17 protein-coding genes are annotated in these 20,214 nt (G+C 59.9%); 10 read left to right on the forward strand and 7 right to left on the reverse strand.

The annotated features are described in order from the left end of the window. Positions 1 to 229: 229 nt before the first annotated feature. From IVA88_RS17425 to IVA88_RS17435, 3 genes are all read right to left on the reverse strand, one after another. The gene (locus IVA88_RS17425) at positions 230 to 1,366 is read right to left on the reverse strand and encodes a glycosyltransferase (protein WP_346657606.1); all 1,137 of its coding nucleotides are present in this window, start codon (positions 1,364 to 1,366) and stop codon (positions 230 to 232) included. Positions 1,367 to 1,766: 400 nt separating this feature from the next. Continuing rightward, complete coding sequence (locus IVA88_RS17430; protein ID WP_247498466.1) at positions 1,767 to 5,129, reverse strand: RHS repeat protein; 3,363 nt, start codon at positions 5,127 to 5,129, stop codon at positions 1,767 to 1,769. A 28-nt stretch (positions 5,130 to 5,157) separates the two neighbouring features. Further along, positions 5,158 to 5,631 (reverse strand): hypothetical protein, encoded by a 474-nt coding sequence (locus tag IVA88_RS17435; RefSeq protein WP_247498467.1) that lies wholly within the window; start codon positions 5,629 to 5,631, stop codon positions 5,158 to 5,160. A gap of 421 nt (positions 5,632 to 6,052) precedes the next feature. Here IVA88_RS17435 and IVA88_RS17440 point away from each other — a divergent pair, with 421 nt between their 5' ends. Beyond that, positions 6,053 to 6,415 carry a hypothetical protein gene (locus IVA88_RS17440; RefSeq protein ID WP_247498468.1) on the forward strand — a complete coding sequence of 121 codons (363 nt, stop codon included), beginning with the start codon at positions 6,053 to 6,055 and terminating at the stop codon, positions 6,413 to 6,415. Here IVA88_RS17440 and epsC read toward each other — a convergent pair. Together epsC and IVA88_RS17450 are read right to left on the reverse strand one after the other, a co-directional pair. After that, positions 6,412 to 7,008 carry a serine O-acetyltransferase EpsC gene (epsC, locus tag IVA88_RS32440; protein ID WP_276577898.1) on the reverse strand — a complete coding sequence of 199 codons (597 nt, stop codon included), beginning with the start codon at positions 7,006 to 7,008 and terminating at the stop codon, positions 6,412 to 6,414. The genes IVA88_RS17440 and epsC overlap by 4 nt on opposite strands. A gap of 83 nt (positions 7,009 to 7,091) precedes the next feature. Next, positions 7,092 to 8,369, reverse strand: a complete 1,278-nt coding sequence (locus IVA88_RS17450; RefSeq protein WP_256466804.1) for an oligosaccharide flippase family protein — start codon at positions 8,367 to 8,369, stop codon at positions 7,092 to 7,094. A gap of 657 nt (positions 8,370 to 9,026) precedes the next feature. Between IVA88_RS17450 and IVA88_RS17455 the strand changes: the two genes are divergently transcribed. Further along, a complete protein-coding gene (locus tag IVA88_RS17455; protein ID WP_247498470.1) occupies positions 9,027 to 9,242 on the forward strand; it encodes a hypothetical protein in 216 nt (71 codons plus the stop codon). Here the strand turns inward: IVA88_RS17455 and IVA88_RS17460 are convergent. Next, a complete protein-coding gene (locus IVA88_RS17460) occupies positions 9,221 to 10,432 on the reverse strand; it encodes an acyltransferase (protein WP_247498471.1) in 1,212 nt (403 codons plus the stop codon). The two genes, IVA88_RS17455 and IVA88_RS17460, sit on opposite strands and share 22 nt — an antisense overlap. Further along, positions 10,432 to 11,748: a hypothetical protein gene (locus tag IVA88_RS17465; protein ID WP_247498472.1), complete on the reverse strand. Its 1,317-nt coding sequence runs from the start codon at positions 11,746 to 11,748 to the stop codon at positions 10,432 to 10,434. The genes IVA88_RS17460 and IVA88_RS17465 overlap by 1 nt, the downstream gene beginning before the upstream one ends. Positions 11,749 to 11,893: 145 nt before the next feature. Here IVA88_RS17465 and IVA88_RS32445 point away from each other — a divergent pair, with 145 nt between their 5' ends. From IVA88_RS32445 to IVA88_RS17505, 8 genes are all read left to right on the forward strand, one after another. Next, on the forward strand, positions 11,894 to 13,237 hold the full coding sequence (locus IVA88_RS32445) for an O-antigen ligase family protein (RefSeq protein WP_247498473.1): 1,344 nt from the start codon (positions 11,894 to 11,896) through the stop codon (positions 13,235 to 13,237). Between the two features lie 93 nt (positions 13,238 to 13,330). Continuing rightward, complete coding sequence (locus IVA88_RS17475; RefSeq protein WP_247498474.1) at positions 13,331 to 13,960, forward strand: hypothetical protein; 630 nt, start codon at positions 13,331 to 13,333, stop codon at positions 13,958 to 13,960. Positions 13,961 to 14,061: 101 nt separating this feature from the next. Next, positions 14,062 to 14,661, forward strand: a complete 600-nt coding sequence (locus IVA88_RS17480) for a transglutaminase-like cysteine peptidase (RefSeq protein ID WP_247498475.1) — start codon at positions 14,062 to 14,064, stop codon at positions 14,659 to 14,661. Positions 14,662 to 14,837: 176 nt separating this feature from the next. After that, complete coding sequence (locus IVA88_RS17485) at positions 14,838 to 15,344, forward strand: hypothetical protein (RefSeq protein WP_247498476.1); 507 nt, start codon at positions 14,838 to 14,840, stop codon at positions 15,342 to 15,344. A gap of 6 nt (positions 15,345 to 15,350) precedes the next feature. Then, a complete protein-coding gene (locus IVA88_RS17490) occupies positions 15,351 to 17,564 on the forward strand; it encodes a polysaccharide biosynthesis tyrosine autokinase (RefSeq protein WP_247498477.1) in 2,214 nt (737 codons plus the stop codon). Positions 17,565 to 17,703: 139 nt separating this feature from the next. Next, a complete protein-coding gene (locus tag IVA88_RS17495) occupies positions 17,704 to 18,330 on the forward strand; it encodes a hypothetical protein (protein WP_247498478.1) in 627 nt (208 codons plus the stop codon). Between the two features lie 151 nt (positions 18,331 to 18,481). Then, complete coding sequence (locus IVA88_RS17500; protein ID WP_247498479.1) at positions 18,482 to 19,492, forward strand: NAD-dependent epimerase/dehydratase family protein; 1,011 nt, start codon at positions 18,482 to 18,484, stop codon at positions 19,490 to 19,492. Positions 19,493 to 19,680: 188 nt separating this feature from the next. Further along, positions 19,681 to 20,214 (forward strand): nucleotide sugar dehydrogenase (locus IVA88_RS17505; protein WP_247498480.1); only part of this gene is annotated, 534 nt, incomplete at its 3' end.

A 20,214-nucleotide genomic window follows, 5' to 3' on the forward strand; every position in this document is an offset into this window, starting at 1 on the left:
AGCTCCGTTCGGGGCATCTTGCGGCGTAAATCCAGCGCAGCCGGCCAGGCAGATGGCAGAGACGGCAAGCGCAGGAGAAATTTTGAAAATCGATGCCAACAAAACGCGCGTCCTATCTCACTCTTACCATGCTCGAAGTTCTTAGCAGCCGCACCATGTGAGACCAAGTCTGGATGAGGTTGCAGCGGACCATTGAAAGTCACTGTTGCATTCCAGCCACTTCGTCGCGCTAGAAGGCAGATTTGGAGAGATGTTTGTGCGACGTGGTGATCACCGCTGCGTAAACTTTAAGCAGCTCTTGGTGTGTCCCGTCGATGCTGAACTCTGACACGAACCGCTCGTAGCCGGCCTCTCCCAGCGCGCGCAAATCAACACGCAAGGCTCGCCTTAGTCCTGCCACAAGTGCCTTCGTTCCGGCGGGATCGCAGATCAAGCCGGTCACTCCGTCCTCAATGATTTCTGGCAGTGCGCCTGCGCGAAATGCCAGGATCGGCTTGTGCGCGCGCATTGCCTCCAGCGCGACGAAGCCGAAGGCCTCCCACCGCGATGGGATAACGCAGAGATCTGCCTGGTCGAGCTGAGCCTCGATGTCCGTTCGCGCGAGCCAGCCCAGAAGGGTGACATTGGACGGCATGTTATGCTCGCCTTCCTCGCTGACGACCGCGGAGCCGATCATCCTGACGTCAATGGACGTCTCAAGCTGCATCGCAGCCTCGATTAGAAAGTCGTATCCCTTTTGGCGATCAAGGCGTCCGATGAACAGAACCTTGAGCTTCGATGTGCTCCAAGTGGCATCACCGTGGCTGAAATTTGGGCGCTCGTTGCGCATTCCGCTCAGAACGAGGCTGAGCTGCTTTTCCGGGATGCCGGCGTCGCGCGCCGCCGCGTACTCGTTTTGCGAGATACAGATGATTCTGTCGGTGACCTTGGCGAGCAGCCGCTCCGCGATCTTGGCGACGGCATTGGTGAAGCGCGACGCCTCGCGGGAGAAGGCCCAGCCATGCGGGCAATAGACGATGGCAGGCCGTTTGCGCATGAAAACGAACGCCGTTCGCACGATCAGGCCGGCGAGCGTCGAGTGAACGTGCACGATGTCCGGCTTGGCGATCTGCACCTGCCGCATGGTCTCGAGCGCGAGCCTCAGCAGGCTGGGCAAATTCCGGCCCGACCGGTCAAAGGCGACGATGTTGGAATCTGCGATCCCGATCAGGTCGGCCCGATGATCTGACGGTACGATGTAACACACGTTCTCCTTGCCAAAAGTCTGGCACTGAAGCGCATGCAACTCGGTAAAATAGGTCGCGATCCCACCGCGGATAGTCTCGGCAACGTGGATGATCTTCAGCCGAGGGGAATCAGACGTCATTCGGAAATTGACTTGATGGAGACATATGCAACCCACACAACAAACACCCAGTCTTCAACGCTATTCCTGCTTCCGCCCTGGGCAAACCCGGTGCGGGCCGAGCATCTGCGCTGACAGACTTAACCAAAACGAGCTTTGTGGCAATTCAGCGCCCCCGCTCAATTCTGCGGGATGAGGCTTCCTGGTCCACCCTTTGCTGATCTCTGGATTATGTACGTAGACACCGACTTGGCCTCGAATGGCCACGCCATCCGATCTGCCGTTCACCCGTCAATGTCTATATTTCCGCTCGCATGATTGCAACGCGAATATGGCGGCACTTCGTGCGCCTGGTGGCGTGCGAAGTGACGGAAGAACGACAAGTGCCGGACCGCGAGGCAGTCTGCGCGATCCGTGCAGCCTACACGAGCAGGAAATTGTCTTGCGTAAGGCTGGTCGAATTGACATGAGCGAGCAGAATCGAGCCGCCCTCGTCGAGATGGACGATTGCGTTTGCTCCGGCCTGGGTGATGTTCAAGTCCGCGAAGTCGGCTGCGAACGATTTGGACAGCTGGATGACGTCGTGGTTTGCAGCAGCGCCCGCATGGAAACCGGAGATATGATCGTTGCCGCCGCTGAAGACGAAAGTGGTCGAAGGGGCCGCCGTGAACAGGTCGTTTCCGTTGCCGCCCTTCAGCGTTACGCCGGCTGCGTTCGCCGTCTCGACATGCGTGCCATTGGCCTTGAGCAGATCGGTCTTCTGCAGGACGCCCGAGGCGTTGTAGGTCTTGTCCTCCACGCCGGACGACAGGAAGGTATAGACGTCCTTCGCGCCGCTGCTCTGGGTTACGACCTTGGATGCCAATTGGCCGTTAGAGTCGTAATAGGTCGCGGTCGAGCTGCCGTCCGCACCGGCCTTGAAGGTGTAGTCGAGCGTGCCATCGGCATGGGTGCGCGTCGCCGAAGTGAGCTCGCCGGCGCGGTCGACGTGCTGAACGATGTTGACGTATGACTGGCCGATGACGCCAGAGGCATAATTGTCCTGGCTGTTGTCCGCGTGCAGCACGTACATCTTGGTCTTCACGCCGCCCGTGAAGAGAGACGTTGAGGTGGGGCCGTCCGCGGTCTTGACGATCTCCTGAGTGATCGACCCGGCGGCATTGAACAGGTCGTGGACCGACGATCCATCCGTATGGCGCACCGTCTGCGCCAGCTTCGTGCCGTGGCCGTCGTACTGCGTGCCGGTCGTCGTGCCCTGTGGGTCGATGACCTCGGTGTATTCGAGGGTACCATCGACATGTGTGCGGACGATGGACGTCAATTGTCCTGATGCGCTGATGTGCTGGACGATGTTCTCGTAAGGCTGGCCTTTGATGTCGAACGCGAAGTTGTCCTGGCTGTGATCGGCGTTCGTGACGTACATCTTCGTCTTGAGGCCGCCGCTGAAGAGTGAAGTCGTGCTGGTGCCGCTCGCGGCCGCCACAACTTCGCTGGAGAGCGCGCCGGCCGGGTCGAAATTGTGGGTGGTCGTGATGGCGCCTGTAATCGTGACCTTCTGTGCGTAGCTGCCATCTGCATGCAGGCGCTCGAACAGCACAAGGCGACCCGCCGCGTCGAACCCGCTGTGCTCCGTCACATAGGCCTTCTGCTTGATGTTCAGCGCGTAGATGTCCTTTGTCCCGTCGAGATGCGTGATCGCCTGGGCGATCTTTCCGCCCTTGGCGTCGAAGCTGGTCGACGTCGTCGTGCCGTCGGGGTTGCGCGCCTCGGTGTAGTCCAGGGTTCCGTCCGCGTGCGTTCTGACGACCGATGAGACAACGCCGCTGGCGTCGACGTGTTGGACCTCCGCGACATAGCTCTTGCCGGTGATGTGGTAGAAGAAATTGTCGTTCGACTGGTCAGTATTGGTGACGAACATTGCCGTCTTGACGCCCGAAGTGAAGAGCGTACTGCTCGATGAGCCGTCAGCGTTCGTCTTGACTTCCGACACCAGCGACCCCGACGAGTCGTAATAATCGTCGGTCGAGCTTCCGTCCGCGCCGATATAGGTCTTTCCGGTGACGGCGCCCGAGGCGGATTTGTGCGTCACCTCGGTGACATACGGCTTGTCCGTGATTCCATAGACGAATATGTCCTTCGACTTGTCGCTATGGGTGACCGTCATCGTCGTCTTGGCCTCGTTTGCATAGGAGGAAGCGGCGGTCGATCCGTCGGCATAGGTCACCAGCTGGTAAACCGGGAGGCTGGATTGATAGGCCGTCTCCTCGGTCGACGTGAGCGCACCGGTCGAATCGTAATTCTCGGTGAGACCCCAGGTTGGCGCCAAGGTGGTCACCGCGAACGAATAGCCGCCCTTGATCGTCGAAAGCACGCTGCCATAGTGCGAGATCATGTAGTCCATCGTTGCTTTCGTCGACACGGCAAGGACATGGGTGTCGGTCAGCGTGATGGAGTTGACGGTGCCGGCGGCATTGAGGTCGGATAGCTCGGCCACGATTTCGGCTGCGGTGCCCGTGACATCGGTCACAGCTGGCGGCGGCGGGATAGCGGGAGCGTCGATCTCGATGATGAGCGGATGATCGCTCACCGGAACGGTGAAATCCTGCACGTTGGTGTAGGTCGCGATCGGCTTCGTGGTGTTCAGCGGGTCATAGACCGTGACGGTTTTGTGCACGCTGTTCAAATGAACCTGAGCCTGCGTGGTCGGGTTTGAAATTTCGACGTCTTTCGCGTCGTCCCAGAGCTGCGGTTCGGCCCAGACCACCAGCTCATAGGCTCCATTGCTCTTGCCGAGGACCATGCTGTTGCCGGTCGAGGGCAAGTTATCGATCGTGTAGCCGAGCGGCGTCGTGGGCGTGCGGCCTTCGTCATCGTCGTCGGCGAGGAGCGTCGTCAGATTGTGAATTGCAGTCGCGGCCGGCTTCGGCGTGCCATCCGCATTGAAGAGGCCGAACTTGCCTTCAGGATCGGAGCTGCTGCCATGATCGAGCAACTCGTACAGATACGTTGCGGTGACTCCATTCTTGAAGGCATCGGCGAGCGAATTCAGAATGGACTTTGCCTGCACCAGCTGGTCGACGCCGAGGCCCGAATAGCTCGCCAGCGTGGTGTAGCCCGTCTCGGTGATGACGGAAGGGTTGTCGGGTGAACTGGTGGCTGCAAGATCGACGGCGTAGTTGATGCCGTAGTTCTCAGGCGTCGTCGTCGCGACGTAGGCATGGGAGGTGGAAAAGTCCGAATACTCCGAGAGATCGCCGAGTTCGGCGTAGCCGCTCTCGTCGTTCAATCCCAGCGTCAGATTATAGACTGCGACGTCGCTGAGATGTGCGTCGGCCCTGATCGCCGTGTAAAGGTCCTTCTGAAATTGGGCGGCAGCCTGGATGGAGGAACTGCCGTGGTAGGTGAAAGGCTGGATGTTGGCCTCGTTGAGACCTTCGATTGCGATCACGCTGTTCGGATAGGCTGTGATGAAGCCATCGAGGGAAGCGAGGAACTGGGCAATTCCTGCCGCACCCGAGGCCGGCAGGCTGGATGCCACGACGAAGTCGAACTTCACGCCGGCCGCTGCAAGCGCATCGATCACCGGGATTGACGACGGGTCCATCGAAAGGGAATCCCGAATCGTCGTGACGCCGAGATAGCGCAGGCCGTCGACGATCAGACTCGAGTTGGCGTAAGTTCCCCAGGCGGAGGCGGCTGAATAGGCTGCATGCGCGTTGACTGCGATTGAATCGACGAACGCATGCGCGGAGAGGACTGCGGATGAAGTGCTGGTCGTCGTCATGGGGCAACTCCACGTTGAAGACTTTCGCTCATCTCTTCCACGCAACTTTGAGCTTTTCATGTTTGAAGAAGACGAAGTTATCTTCGTTGTGCTGTTTAAATGAGCTCGACGATCGCGCGCGCCGCAGCCGCAAATGTGCGCGCGATGGTTCCGCGAAGCGCGTGCTCAACGGTTCCATCATGCGTGTCTGATGTTCTCGATGTGGCCGATGCGGACCCGAGATCTTTTCGGTGTTCTCACGGACAACGAAGATGTCGGTGCGACGAAAAGGTTGGCAGATGCTCTGTTCGTGGTCAGCCGCGCCGCATCTGCTTGCGTCAGTCGAGCGCACGATCCAGGCCGTGACTTCAATTGTTGGCCGGATGTCTATTGCGTGTTTCGTGTCGCCGTTGCCGTGAAGCGCAAGATTGCCTGGATGGCTTGCTTCCCTCGCTAGCACAGCAGGAGAGCCGCGCGGGGCTTCGGCTTTATCGATCCTTTCGCGAGTGGATTTGTCTGGCACATATGAAGTTCCAATGCCGGCTGGCTCTGACTTGCTCGGCGGTGCGCCGGGCGGTTCGCCGCGAGATACGATGCTTGCGGCGTCGGATTTCAATCGCGGGCGGAGCTGCACGCGAATTCAGTGCCGCACAATGGGCGCTTGGAAAGCCTGAGGAACTTGGTACATCATCACCGCAGAGCCGGTCGTTGGCATCGGCGGGAATCGTCCAGCAGAGTGATGAATGAGCATGTGGAGACAGGATCTCGAGCGAAACGCCGCACGCGGCGGTCTGACCGGCGCTTTGATCGCCTACGTCACGTCGCCAGGCTTCGCCCTCGTGTCACGGGCAAGGCTCGCGTCCTGGCTGAACGTCCGGGGCAGAGGGGGCAGGTTTCTTTCGCGGTTGGTCTGGCGATCGACCGTCAGGAACTACGGATGCTATGTGAGCCCTGCCGCACGGCTCGGAGCCGGTCTATGCCTGCCGCACCCGGTCGGCATCGTGATCGGCGAAGGCAGCGTGATCGGAAACGACGTGACGATCTACCAAGGCGTCACGCTCGGCCGGGCTTCGCATGACGTCGACGCCTACCCGTCGATAGATGATGGTGCGGTGATCTACGCTGGCGCAACGTTGCTGGGCCCAATCAGGATCGGGCGCAACGCGATCGTTGCGGCACATTCGGTGGTGCTATCCGACGTGCCGGACTTTGCCACGGTCGTGGGTGCGCCTGCGCGCATCGTCGGCTCGGCCAGAACCGAAGACCGGTTGCAGGCCGCGGACGTCAACCGGGCGGCGTCACGCTAGGCGACTTCCGACGCCAAACCTTGCTGTTCGTCCTGGGACTTCGGTGAAATGTCGGAGCGCGGCAGGATCTTGGCAGGGGCGCCCACCGCAATGGAATTGGGTGGCACGTCCTTGAGCACGACCGCGTTTGCACCGATCATTGAATTGCTGCCCACGGTGATGCTGCCGAGGACGACGCATCCGGCCATCAGGGAAGCTCCATCCTCGATCCGCGGCCTGCCCCGATCGGAGTGGTCTTTTCGGCCGAGCGTAATGTGCTGCAGGAGTGTCACGCGTTTTCCGATATCGCTGGCACCGACGACGATTCCGTACGGATGCGGGATATAAAGACCGCCATCGACGTTCGCCGCCAGGGCGATTTCCGAGCCGAACAGCAGGCATGTGAACCACCAGACGATGCGGCGGAGAATCCTGCCGACGAGCGGTATGCGGAAGAGCGCTTCCTGGATGCGCCAGGCGAAAACGAACTGGAATCCCGGCGTCAACAACAGCATGCGCGCAACAAATGCAAAGCTGACCGGGGTGTGCTCGCGCGAGGCGTAGTGGGCAAGATCCTCTTTGATCTTGTCGATGATCGTCATCTTCTGGGTCATCAACGTGAGCTCCGCAACGCCGGCTGGGCGCTGGCTAGATCCAAATGGCCTCGGCCGGTCGGCAAGGCGGTCTTCGTTTCCGCTCAGCCGCCGCTGTCGGGAGAGGGCGATGCGCCGGTCGAACGAAACGCCCCCGCCAGGAACCAAGCGCGCATGAGCAACAGGATAACTGCGGTCGCGAAAATTGCAATTCCCGCGCCAGTCAGGCCGAAAGTGACAATGCCGACGCAGGTCATTGCGGTCGAAAGACAGACGCCGACGGTGTTGATGGCCGCGTAGGACGCGTCCTTTTTCGTGCTCAGGAGACCGACATTGCCCAGATCCGAGCACGAGCGCAGCACCGCCGCCGCAAGCAGCAGCAGGAACAGGCCCCGATGTTCGCTCAGTCCTTCCATGGCCATGTAGCGCAGCGCCACTTCGCTTGCCGCAAAAATGGCCACAGCCGCACCCGTGGAAATCGAGATGACCTTGTAGAATTCAACGCGAAGGGCTTCGCGCCATGCCTCGCGATTGCCGCTCGCATAGGTCGACACGAGAATGGGCAGGGCAGCCTGAACGATGGCAGTCGATACCAGCGTCTGTAACGAATTGGCGAGCGACCAGAAGAACGTATAGATGCCCGTTGCCGACAGTCCGAGGAAGAAGCTCACGATGTATCGGTCGAGATACATGAGCCCGACAAGGCTGACGTCGCTCACATAGATGTGCCAGGACCTCTTGAGGCGATTGCTGATCCAGTCGAAATCGAACTCCCGCGAGAGCACGCCGCCGAGCTTCCACTTTCTTGCCATGATGCCGAGTGCGAAAAGGGCAAAAACGTTCGAGACGATCCAGGCGCACAGCACCGTTTCGATCGAGCGGAATTGCGGAAACAACACGCCGAGGCCGATGACAAAGGGAATCCACGCGGCGGAACGCAGCAGAACGAGCACATTGGCTTCGAGCGCCTTGTCGAGACCGATCAGCGGAAGATGCAGATCGAGCCCGATTGTCTCAAGCCACACCAGGACGGCGATCAATGCGTAAAGCAGGGTGACCGTCCGGTGCAGGTAGAACGACAGCAATAGCGCCAGGACCGTAGCCAGACTCAGCGAAACGATTGTGACGAACAAGCGATTCCGGACTCGGATTGCCGCTTCAGCCGGCGATAATCCGACGACCTCGCGCGCCACGAAATAATTCAGGCCCCACCCGATCACCGCCGGCGCGAGGCCGGTCACGCCGACCGTCAGCCCATAAACGCCGGCCGCGTCATAACCCAGGTATTTGATGACGTAAAAGGAGAGCAGGAATCGAAGCCCGAGCGTCGCCAATCGAATGAGCACATTCGCGAACGCAACCAGCTTCTGGGGGATTGGCATTGTCGGGGCACCGATAATCCGTGATAGCGCAGGGCAAGCACATCATCCGACCGGTGTCAAAGGCGAAGCGTCATCGCGCGGAATGACGTTCACTCGTTATGCGCGAAAAACATTCGACGGCCGCTGGTTCGCCGAAATTTTGGCCGCCATGCCTCATCACAGGCAGGGATGTGGTCAGAACCGAGTGCGCAAGACAGCTTTCAGGTCACGTCGCAGCGTGTTGCGATATTGAGGCGCGCTCGGCGATCCAGAACGATCGGAAGGTCAGATAGCGGCCGCAATGCGGGGAGGCATCCCGAACCGACGTGCATACCCGGCTTATCATTTGCCTGTGCAACGAGGCGATCGGTCGGCTGGCTTCCATCGCGACTGCCCTCGCGAATGCGCAGCCCTGGAGTTGGCGAGGCTGGCCGTGGGAGCTCGCGTGCCGTCTAGCTGAACGGCCAAGTTTCGATCCGTACGGTTCCCGCTCGTGCATCGGGCGCCAGGCTGGTCGTCGCAGGCGATGGCCGATCGCGGTGTTCATTCGATCTTAGCCTTCGCTGGCCGATTGCCGGATTCCGAGCAAATTAGTCAACGCACCTTTTACAGTTCCGGGCCTAGGCTGATCGAAAGGCGAGAAAAAAGAAGGTATGGGTTAACCAAGGGGAGGGTGGAATGAAGGCGAAACTCACGCGCGATAGCGCGAGGGCGCTTGTCGACGCAGGCTACATGCCTCTGGCACATTATATAGAGATGTTCGGCGAAGACGCTCCACCAGAGACGATCTCGCCCAGCATTGTGCCGAAAAAGCGGCGTAGCGCACCGGTCAAGAAGCTGCCGGCCGAGGCCGTTCAGGTGAAGCTCGACCGTCACTCACGCCGGCGCCCCTGATGATCGAACCTGGCATGGTCGCGTAGATCGTCTCGCGAGAGCGGGCTGGCGACCGCGCTCTGGACTTCGACCGAGGTCTTCCGCTCGTGAGTACCAAGGAGGGCCGCGACGGCCTCCCGCAGCCGGACCTCGATCAGCTCATATGTGATCGTCGAGGCAACGAACGAAGACAGCAGCCCGAGAACGACGAACATAGGCCAAACCACCCAGGGTGAGTAGCCCTGGGAAACCAGTCGTGCCCCGATCACCTGCAACGGGTAGAGCGCGAACGGGTGAACGAGATACAGGCTGTAGCTGATCTTGCCAACGAATTGCGGTGAGGCCTTCGACAACTGCTGCGCAATGGTCGAAGCCGGGTTCAGGACTGTCGAAAACAGGATGAGGGCCGGAAGCAGCCCCACGAACGGATGTACATATTCCAGCAGCATGTACATCAGTGCCAGGCACGCGACGCTGAGCAACAGCCCCGATATGCCTCGCGCTCCGATGCGCAGTTCGATCGCTCTCAGCGCGAATCCGACCATGAAATAGGCCGAAATCGGAAAGTAGAGAACGGCGATGACCCCCGCCAGAACGAGCAGGGCGGTCACCTGTCGCGAGCGCGCGGCGAAATAGTAGGCTGCCGCGAACCACAAATAGAAGACCCACTCGTAGGTCAGCGTCCATGCGTTCTGCTGCCCAAGCGGCAGGTTCAGGATGTCGGGGAGGAAGAACAGGTTCGCGAGGAATATCTTCACGTAGTCCAGCGCGTCGATGTCCTTGAAGAATTTGTATCCGACCAGCGGCCCGATGACGAAGAGGGCGAGATGAAGGATGACAAATACAGGAAGGATGCGCAGGCAGCGGTCGATGAAGAATTTAGAAACCACCTGGTGCCGGACGAGGCTGGCCGGGATCAGGTACCCGCTTATCATGAAGAAAACTTCGACCCCGCGGCCGAAGGTTCCGATGATTGCATCGAACCACGACGGCATGGGCGGCAGGAAGCCGGCCGTGAGAGGCATGTCATAGAGATGAACGAGCAAGACGCTTAGCGCGGCGAGGCCGCGTAGCCCCTGGATCGACGGCTCAAAGAGCCGGGCTTGGGCCGCGGAGCCGTGCCGCCCAAAGATATTGTGCCTGCTGTCGGATACTCTCTTGGCGAAATCCTTCGCCCTCTCCGCGCCCGATGGTCGTTCGAGAAGAGCCATCACCCGCTTGCAACCTTCAGGAGCTGCGGCGGCTGCCCCATAGCATTGCGGTTCGCGCGCAGAAGCGGCGACGGCTTTCCGAAAACTTCACTGAACGCCATGGTGATCACCAACAGACCGCTCGCAGGGCCGTAACCGAGAACGGTTATGGTGTAGAAGTTCATCACAAAGATGGCAGTGAGCTTGTAGATATCGCGAGTCCTGGCCACGGCCATGATCACGAAGATCACGAAGATCACGAAGATCGGACCAAACATCAGATAGGTTCCGATGTAGAAATTATCCACGGGCACGTAATAGCTGGCTTTGTTTGAGAACAGCTGCTGCGGATAGTTGAAGCAGCCCAGTCCGCAACCGGTGAAATATCCCAGCGGCATTAGATCGTTCATGTAGACGAACGGCAGCTGCCAGCTGTTGTTGATGCGATCCTGCAGGCTGTACAGGCCCTTTGCGATTCTGCCCAAATTGGTCCCGCTGAACGCCAGCATCAAAGCCGGCGGGACGAGGAGGCAGGCAAAGGACCAGAGCGCCAGCGAACGAAGCGCAGCGAAACGATGGCGTTCGTCGAACGCGCGAACTAGCAGCAGGGCGCCGAGGTAGATCACCAGGACGCCCAGCGCGGTCTTGTTGGTCGAAACCTGAATCGCATAAAGGGCGGGACCCGCCCAAAACAGGCACCAGAGCACGCTCTTGCGAATGGAGGTGAAGACATAGGTTATCAACACGAAATACGCAGCCATGGTGCTGTCGGCGGCGAACCCCGAGATGCGGCTTTCGCCGCCCGTCCACCAGAGTCGTGCCGCGGTTCGCGTCGCGCCGAAAGATTCGTATGAGAAGGCGACCCATGGCAGCCGCGAATGCGCGGACCAGAAGATCCCGATCATCGAGGCGAAGAAGAGAAAATAGACGACGTTCAGCAGGAGTTTCTGGTCCTTGAACTCGCGGCCGCAAAAGCAAAATCCGACGAAGGCGGGCGCGATCATTTTCATCGAAGAGGCCAGCCCCTTCGTCTCTCCAAGGAATACGTAGCCGAGAAAAAGTGCGAAAATTGTATAAAGAACGAGCAGGATGGCGAGGATGCTGCCTTGCTTGAACGCATATCTGTATGTGAATGCTCCGACGCAGGCGAATGCAAACAAGTCAGGAACGAACCAGAGGGCGTCCAGATGCGTGAGGCTCGCATAATACCGGAAGACGCCGGCGAAGGCGTCGCGGCTGAAATAGAGCAGCACCGCGCAGCCTTCGAGGGTAGGCAGCGTCCAGGCCGAGGCTGGGGCCTCGCGCTTTTCGGCGAGCGGCGTTGTCGGTTGATCCATCGTAGGGCCTTCGGTTAGATCGCGCGTGCTGTCAGAGACCGATAGGCCGATCGATAGCGTAGCAAATTGTCTCGATTTTGGTCATTCTACACATCTGGCTTAATGAAGTGATCGCCGATTCCGCAGCTTGCCGATAGAAATTTCAGTGCATCGTATATCCTGGTTCATCGCGATTGTAGCCTTCGTATTGGCCCCTTTGCCCTTCGGCTCGGTCGATCTGATCTGGATCTGGATCTGGACGGCGCTCCTGACCGCGAGCTTGTTAACCGCCAACCTCTCCCGCGTTTGCAGCTCGGACCTCTGGGTTGTCGGACCGATGGGAGCGGTCCTACTGTTATTGTGTGCACTCACGGTTTTCCAGATCTCCCCCGGGGTGAGTGACGTGCTCGCCGACCCTTTCTGGCGGATTGCCAGGGATGTCGCGGGGGTGACGGAGCCGAACCGCATCTCCACTACGGCATCGGTGCCCTGGATCGCATTCGGTTCTTGCGTGCTCTTTGTACTCGCGCTCTTGCGGGCATATCTGCTTGCCACCGACGAAAAGGCGGCACGGCAGGTGTTGAGAGCGATCGCCTATGCGGGATTTGCCTACGCGGTCTATGGCATACTCGCGCATCTCCTGGCGCCGACCACGTTGCTCTGGAGGAGCAAGGAATACTATCTTCCGTATGCGACGGGAACGTTCGTGAACCGCAACACTGCTGCCGCTTTTTGGGGCAGTTGCTCGGTGTTGTTCCTGGGTCGTCTGGCCCCGATTGCGTCGGACGCTCTGCTTTTGGCGCATCGGCCCCATTATAGTTCGTTCACAGATCATCCTGCCACGCTCGCTGTCGGCGTGCTGACATGTCTTGTCGCCACCGGCATGACCGGCTCTCGTGCCGGAGTTCTGTTGACCCTGTTAAGCCTCGCCTGCCTCGCCAATCTCCATCTCATGCAACTTCGGTTCCAATCCAGGCATTACTGGCTGGGAGCGGGAGCCGTCACGGCCGCCACCATCGTGGGATTCCTTGTGATTGGCGGAAATGTGATCGGTCGGGTCGGTCTTTTCGGGCTGACCGACGGTCAGCGTGCCGAAGTCTATCGGACATCACTCAAGATAATGCGCGGGCACGAATTGCTCGGCATCGGTGTCGGAAATTTCGAGACTGCATTTCCGCCCTATCGCCCGGAAAGTCTTGGCAGTCACGGCATCTGGGACAAGGTGCACAGCACACCCCTGGAAATGATGATCTCGATCGGGCTTCCCCTGGGAGCGACAATTTGCGCTATCGCCGCTTTCTTCTGGGCGCGGATGCTCTGGGGAGCTTTCTCAAGGCTTCGTGACCGAGACATTCCAGCCACGGCTGCTTCCGTGTTTCTGCTCGGAGTGTTGCATTCGTGTATCGATTTCTCACTACAAATTGCTGGATTCGCCGTCATTTTTGCGGCAATTTCGGGTTGCGGCCTGGCCCAATCAATATCGACGACGCGACGTCCGCAAAGAATATAGGCAGTTTACCATTCATTAAATACAGTCGGCGCGTCTTCGAAAATCCTGTATGTCTGATAAATGTCTATTCGTGAAAGGAATTGGGGCTCCCAGATGCGCACGATATCCGGGTTGGTGATTGCATTGCTGCTGGCACCATCAACATCCAACGCGGCAACCGCCGTCGACGTGGCTTGCACGCCTGCTGCTGCAGGTGTGACCGCTGAAAAGGCAACTCAGTTTCTCGACAATCCCTCTGGGCTGCTGACAGGAATCCCTGAAGGGGAGGAAGGCAGGCTTTCTGCGGCGATTCGAGACTTCGCCTCGATGCGCCCCGAGACGGTGGAGGGCATTGGATCGCTCTCGAGCGCCAGTTCTCCGGCGCAGAACCGCGCGATTGGTGCCGGACTGGGAACGGCTGCATCGACATGCGTGCTGAGCCATCCGGCGACCGCCATGGCTATCCAGGCAGCTGCCCTGAGCACCGAGAACGACGATCTGATTCAGTCATTCGTAAGCATCACGGGCGATGTTCCGACGACTGCCGTTCCCGGCTCCGATCCGACCGGTGAATCGATCGCAGGAGGTGGCCGCGGCACCGCTCCGGTCCAATCCCCTGGCGCGGTAAGTACTTCAGTGAGCACCACTTTTACCGCGGCTTCGCCGCCGTCATCGACGACGTTCTTTTCGGCGGCCTCAATCACTTCGATCAATCCGCTCGCCCAGACCAGCCCGACAAACTGAGCGAGGGACGCCATTTACGCGCAATTTTACGAAATTGCGCAATCGGGTTGAGAACTTTCGAGGCTACCGTCAGGCGATCAAGTGTATCGCGGGAGGCGGTAATGAAGCGTCTGGTTGCAGCTCTGTTCGTTCTAGGTTCTGCTTTGCCGTGCCTTGCGGCTGAGCAGGGGATGAGCAAGGGAGCCTTTCTGAAGGAGTCGCAGAACGTTTTGGCTCCACTGCAGTTTGTGAAATTCTGCATGAACTACGCGAGCGAGTGCGAGCGAAGCTCGCCTGAGGCTCGGTTGCCAGCCCATGATGTCGCGCTTGCGGCCCTCCAGGAGGTCAACGCCAGCGTGAATCAGGCTATATCGCCCGTGAAGAAATCGACCAATCCGCTACTGGCGCGCTGGACGATCTCGCCGTCGTCGGGAGATTGCAACGACTATGCGATCACCAAACGCCATCTGCTTCTCTCCAAGGGGTGGCCTGCGAGCGCCCTGCGTCTGGCGGTCGTCTTTGCTCCCGCCGGCGGGCACCTCGTGTTGATCGCGCGGTTGCAGGACGGTGACTATGTTCTGGACAATCTCGTGCCTGAGGTTCGCGATTGGCGGGGTTCGAGCTATCAGTGGGTGTCGATGGAATCCGGCGAGGATCCTCGCTTCTGGGTTTCGATTGCCAAGCAAGATCAGCGCGATTTTGCCGAACTCGGGAACAGGTGAGGGCGCCGCCACCAGGCCCGATTGTTTTTCTTTTGCAATGCACAAAGACTTGCCGTATTTAACCGTTAACCGCGGCTGATCCATTAATACGGTGGGACCAAGTGCTTGGTAGAGACCGCAATCGCCTGTTGGGCCTTCATTCGCGTGCTCCGATCTCGGCGCGATCACTCCTGGCCGTGGCGTGCCTGACGCTGGCTGGAGTGTCGTCGGCAACGGCACACTGCCTGCCGTTGCTGCTCAGAACTCCGCCCGTCGAGCTTCGTCTTTTTGCGGCCGATCCGGCGCATGTCTTGAAGTACGCGAAGAACGACAAGAACAAGATCGAGAGCAAGGTTACAGAGTATTTGGCCAGTGATCCCGATTTGCTCCCGCAGATCGGGAAATTGGTGTCGCTGGCTCCGGCGTCGAATCGGTCGGCAATCGGGCGTGGCCTGGCGCGAGCTGCGCAGCATTGTGGCCCGATTGAGCCCACGGTTGTGCAGCGTATTATCGATTTTGTACAAAAATTGCAGGACTCAGCGGTGAGCGCCGGATACGCGTCGATTGAGAACGACGCGCCTGTTCCGGTTTCGGCACGGAGCAAGCCAGTCCCCCAATCCAATTCATTATTTGAGGGAGAATGGAACATGGATGTCGGCAATCCGTTCGCCCCCGTCCCACTTCCTCTCGAATTGCCGCGATAGTGACGCATGTATCAGCCGCGAAATAACTTCGACGCCGGACAGTCTTCGTCGCTACCGCTCAATACCGCCGTTTTGACCTTCGAGCGGACGCTCGACATTGTGCGCCGGCAGTGGCCGTTGATCGCCTCCGTCGTGGGCCTCTGTCTGGCCGTGGTGGTGGCGTATGCGCTGACGGCCACTCCTTATTACACGAGCTCCGTCAGCATCCTCGTGGATACCCGTCAGGCGGTTCTGAACAAGTCGACCGATGCCGCAAACAGCACGCTGATCGATCCCGGCTTCGTCGAGAGCCAGGTCGAAATTCTCACGTCCGACGACCTGGTGCGCTCGGTCGTTGATTTCCTGAATCTCACCAGCGATCCCGAATACGTCCAGGGGGACATGGTTTCCTATGTCGTTGGTGCAATCACCAATCTGCTCGGTCTCGCCGAGCCGGAATCCAAGGATTTCGTGAAGCGGATGGTGGTCGCCAGCGTCAAGAAAAACCTGAAGGTGGAGCGGGTCGGCGTCACCTACGTGCTGACGATGTCGTTTCGATCCACGGTGCCCGAGAAGGCGGCGAAAATAGCCAACGCCTTGGCGGACGCATACATGACCAGCGTGCTCGAAGCCAAGTACCAGTCCACCAAACGGGCGAGCGAATGGCTGCAAAGGCGAAGTGCCGAGCTGCAGCAGCAGGCGATGGAGTCCGATCGCGCGGTTCAAACGTTCAAGGCCGAAAATAACATCGTCGGGACGAGCAAGGGCTTGATGAACGAACAGCAGCTCTCCGACGTCAACACCCAATTGATCCAGGCTCGCGCCAGCACCGCCGAAGCCAAGGCCAGGCTCGACCGGATCAACGCGATTACCGACCAGGATCTTGCTCAGCCCACCGTGACCGACGCTCTCAGCAACACCGTGATCACGCGGCTGCGCGCGCAATATCTCGATCTCGCCGCGCAGTATGCAGATTGGTCGAGCAAGTACGGGAAGGACCACCAGGCGTCGGTCAACCTGGCCTCCCGCATGCAGGAACTGCGGCGGGCGATCAAGGACGAGGTCAGACGCATCGCAGATGCCTACAAGAGCGATTACGAGATCGCCCGAAGCAGGGAGAGCTCGCTGGAAACGGACCTCAACAAGCTTGTGAGCCAGTCCGGTAGCGCCAGTCAGGCCCAGGTCAAGCTGCGCAATCTGGAGAGTGCCGCCGACACCTATCGGACGTTGTACAACAACTTCCTTCAGCAATTGCAGGAAGCGACACAGAACCAGAGCTTCCCGATCAGCGAAGCCAGAATCATCAGCACGGCTCAGAAGGCGGACAAGAAGAGCTGGCCGAAGACAGGCCTGCTGCTCCTGGGCGGGCTGATCGGAGGCCTGTGCTTCGGCCTCGGTGGTGCCGTCGGCAAGGAAATGCTGACCGAAGTCCTGCGCACTCCGTCGGAGATCGAGGCCGAGACGGCGCTGCAATGCCTTGGCACGCTGCCGGAGCTTCGTCCTGAAGCGTCGGATGGTTTGTCGTCGGACATGCGCGGGGCGGCGCTGACGCGATATGCGCTCGAACATCCGTTTTCGCGGTTTGCCGAAACGCTTCGCAACATCAAGACCGCCGTCGATCTGTCGCGCCTGACCAGGGAAACGAACGTCATTGCCGTCGTCTCTTCGCTTCCGAAGGAGGGCAAGACGACCGTTGTCGCGAACCTGGCGCATCTGGCTGCTCTCGCCGGGCATCGCACGTTGCTGATCGATGGCGATCTGCACACCCAGTCCTTGACGCGGAAGATCGCGCCCGGCGCCAAGTCCGGTCTGGTCGAGGCCCTCGCCGACCCCACGCAGTTCGAGCACCACATCCAGGTCGACCGGCAGTCCAATCTCAATTTCCTGCCGTCGGTCGTGCGGGCGCGGCTGGTCAATTCGGCCGATCTGCTGTCCTCACAGTCGATGTTGGAGTTTCTCAAGGTGGCGAGAAAGAAGTACGACTATATCTTCGTCGACCTCGCTCCGGTGCTTCCGGTGACGGATGCCAAGGCCGTCGGACATCTGGTCGACGCCATCGTCTACGTGGTTGAATGGGGCAAGACCCGCCGCGCGGCGGTGAACGAGGCCATCGTCGACCTCGAGGTGTTCAGAAGCAAGATCGTCGGTATCGTGCTGAACCGTGCCAATCCGAAAACGCTGAAGCGCATCGAGTCGTATAAGGGGCGGCACTATTCCGACTATTACGTCGAGCAGGCCTGAGAACAAGCAGGGGTCCCGCCGCCCGTCTGCGGTATATGCGGCCATTGTCAATGTCGTCGTCGCTGCGACGGCGCTGGCTTGGCTGCTATCGGTTGCGAGCTATACGTTTCGCCCCACGCTGCAGGACCTCGCCGCGCGCTTGAGCCGCGGCGAGAATTACGACAATGAGGTTCTCGCACGTATTTCGTCCCGCTACGAGGACGCCTCGGACGTATTTTGCGACGCCAGGCAACGTCGCAACCTGCTCCTGATCAACCTGCGGATCCTGAGCAATTACCTCGAATCCGGCGGCGTCGATTCGCTCGATGCGAGTCTGCAGAACGTGAGGCGCTCGGCGAAACAACTGCTCGCGTGCTCGCCCTCGGAATCGATCGCTTGGCTGGCGTTGTACTGGGTCGAGATTCGAGCTGCAGGCTTTGGCCCGACGGCGGTTTCCTATCTCACCCAGTCCTATCATTTCGGGCCGCATGAGATTTGGGTTCAGCTTTTCCGCGCGCCGCTGGCGCTGCGCGCCTACGGCTTCCTGCCGGAGGACCTCAAGCGATCGACACGCGCTGATTTCGACGACATCATCGGCGCCCGTCTCTTTCCGACGGCCGTTCTGATGTATCAGGCCGCATCGCAGGCGACCCAAACGGTGCTGCTCGAAGGCATGTGCGCCGACCCGATCGACGTGAGGCTCGTCTTCCGTCGCTTCGCAGAAAGCCGCGGGCTGCGCATTGCGCATGCGTGCTTTGCCGAACCCGGCAATCCTGCCCGCTTGTAGCGTCCTTTCAGCCGTCGTCGTGCATGGATCGTCGGCTCGCCAGCTCTATCGCCGATGAGGGCGCTGTGCATGAAACTGCCGCAAATCCGAGCCTTGCTTCGGACGTATCAGTCTGGCATTGCAGTGCGAAGGACGAAGCGACGAGTTGATCATGGCTCCTGTGATTGTCACTGGCGCTGCCGGTTTTATCGGCATGCATCTATCTGAACGCCTCCTCGCGCGCGGAGAGGAGGTCGTCGGTATCGATTCGCTGACAGCCTATTATGATCCGGCTTTGAAGCGCATGCGGCTTGGCCGGCTGCAGCGGCATCCCGGGTTCAAGTTCTATGAGACGGACCTTGCCGATCCCGCAGCCACGGCGCGGGTCTTCCAGGACGTGCGGCCCGATCGCGTCGTGCACCTTGCGGCGCAGCCCGGGGTACGCGCGTCTATCGACGATCCCATCACCTGCATCCGCGCCAATTGCGACGGCTTTGTCACGGTGCTCGAAGCCGGCCGGCGCCATGGTCTGGCGCATCTCGTCTACGCCTCGTCGAGTTCCGTGTACGGCGCCAACCGCACCTTGCCGTATTCGACCGAGCATTCGGTCAACCATCCGGTCAGCCTCTATGCCGCGAGCAAGAAGGCCAACGAGCTGATGGCGCACACGTTCGCGCATGTTCACAAGCTGCCGGTAACCGGTCTTCGCTTCTTCACCGTCTATGGTCCGTGGGGTCGGCCCGACATGGCCGCCTGGCTGTTCACGCGCGCGATCTTCGCGAATGAGCCGATCAAGATTTTCAACAATGGCGACATGTGGCGCGATTTCACCTACGTCGATGACATCGTCGAGGGCGTGATCCGCACCCTCGACCGGCCCGCGGCGCCAAATCCCGCGTGGAACGCCGAGCAGCCGGAAAACTCGTCAAGCTATGCGCCGTATCGCGTCTACAACATCGGCAACAACAGGTCGGTCAATCTGATCGAGTTCGTCGAGACGCTTGAGAAGATTATCGGCAAGCCCGCGATCCGCGAGCTGCTGCCGATGCAGGCCGGCGACGTCTTGGAGACGCGCGCCGACATTTCCGCGCTCCAGCGCGACGTCGGTTTTGCGCCTTCGACGCCGCTGGCGGAGGGCCTCGGTCGCTTCGTCGAATGGTATCGAAAGTACCACGGCGTCTGATTCCGAGATCGGCGGCGCATGCATGTCATCGGAGAACGCCGGCACGTGTGCTTTTGGTCGCCGGCGACGTTGTCAGAGGGGCGAGCGGTTCGCGAAGCAACCTGCCCTAATGTTGGGCGTGCGGCCGGATAGCGAAATGGTCTAGGGTGTTTAGTGGAACATCCGTCTTCAACGGAAAGAGCTTTCTCATGCGAATCGCGATGATCGGAACGGGCTATGTTGGACTGGTGTCCGGAGCCTGCTTTGCGGATTTCGGTCACGACGTCACCTGCGTCGACAAGGACGAGAAGAAGATCGCGGCCCTTCATCGCGGCGAGATCCCGATCTATGAGCCGGGCCTCGATGAGCTGGTGGCGACCAACGTCAAGGCCAAGCGGCTCGACTTCACCACCGATCTGTCGAAGCCGGTCGCGGATGCCGACGCCGTGTTCATCGCGGTCGGCACGCCGTCGCGCCGCGGCGACGGCCATGCCGACCTCTCCTACGTCTACGCCGCCGCGAAAGAGATCGCGCAGTCGCTCACCGGCTTCACGGTCGTGGTGACGAAGTCCACCGTCCCGGTCGGCACCGGCGACGAGGTCGAGCGCATCATCCGCGAGACCAATCCCAACGCCGACGTCGTGGTCGCCTCGAACCCCGAATTCCTGCGCGAGGGCGCGGCGATCCGCGACTTCAAGTTCCCCGATCGCGTCGTCGTCGGCACCTCCGACGAGCGCGGCCGC

It is taken from the genome of Bradyrhizobium sp. 149, from assembly GCF_023073915.1.
GTDB lineage: Bacteria > Pseudomonadota > Alphaproteobacteria > Rhizobiales > Xanthobacteraceae > Bradyrhizobium.

Excerpts from the sequence above, each read along its gene's own strand:
- IVA88_RS17425 (WP_346657606.1), bottom strand. The coding sequence starts at position 1,366 with ATGACGTCTGATTCCCCTCGGCTGAAGATCATCCACGTTGCCGAGACT.
- IVA88_RS17430 (WP_247498466.1), bottom strand. The coding sequence starts at position 5,129 with ATGACGACGACCAGCACTTCATCCGCAGTCCTCTCCGCGCATGCGTTC.
- epsC (WP_276577898.1), bottom strand. The coding sequence starts at position 7,008 with ATGACCCAGAAGATGACGATCATCGACAAGATCAAAGAGGATCTTGCC.
- IVA88_RS17450 (WP_256466804.1), bottom strand. The coding sequence starts at position 8,369 with ATGCCAATCCCCCAGAAGCTGGTTGCGTTCGCGAATGTGCTCATTCGA.
- IVA88_RS17455 (WP_247498470.1), top strand. The coding sequence starts at position 9,027 with ATGAAGGCGAAACTCACGCGCGATAGCGCGAGGGCGCTTGTCGACGCA.
- IVA88_RS17460 (WP_247498471.1), bottom strand. The coding sequence starts at position 10,432 with ATGGCTCTTCTCGAACGACCATCGGGCGCGGAGAGGGCGAAGGATTTC.
- IVA88_RS17465 (WP_247498472.1), bottom strand. The coding sequence starts at position 11,748 with ATGGATCAACCGACAACGCCGCTCGCCGAAAAGCGCGAGGCCCCAGCC.
- IVA88_RS17475 (WP_247498474.1), top strand. The coding sequence starts at position 13,331 with ATGCGCACGATATCCGGGTTGGTGATTGCATTGCTGCTGGCACCATCA.
- IVA88_RS17480 (WP_247498475.1), top strand. The coding sequence starts at position 14,062 with ATGAAGCGTCTGGTTGCAGCTCTGTTCGTTCTAGGTTCTGCTTTGCCG.
- IVA88_RS17490 (WP_247498477.1), top strand. The coding sequence starts at position 15,351 with ATGTATCAGCCGCGAAATAACTTCGACGCCGGACAGTCTTCGTCGCTA.
- IVA88_RS17500 (WP_247498479.1), top strand. The coding sequence starts at position 18,482 with ATGGCTCCTGTGATTGTCACTGGCGCTGCCGGTTTTATCGGCATGCAT.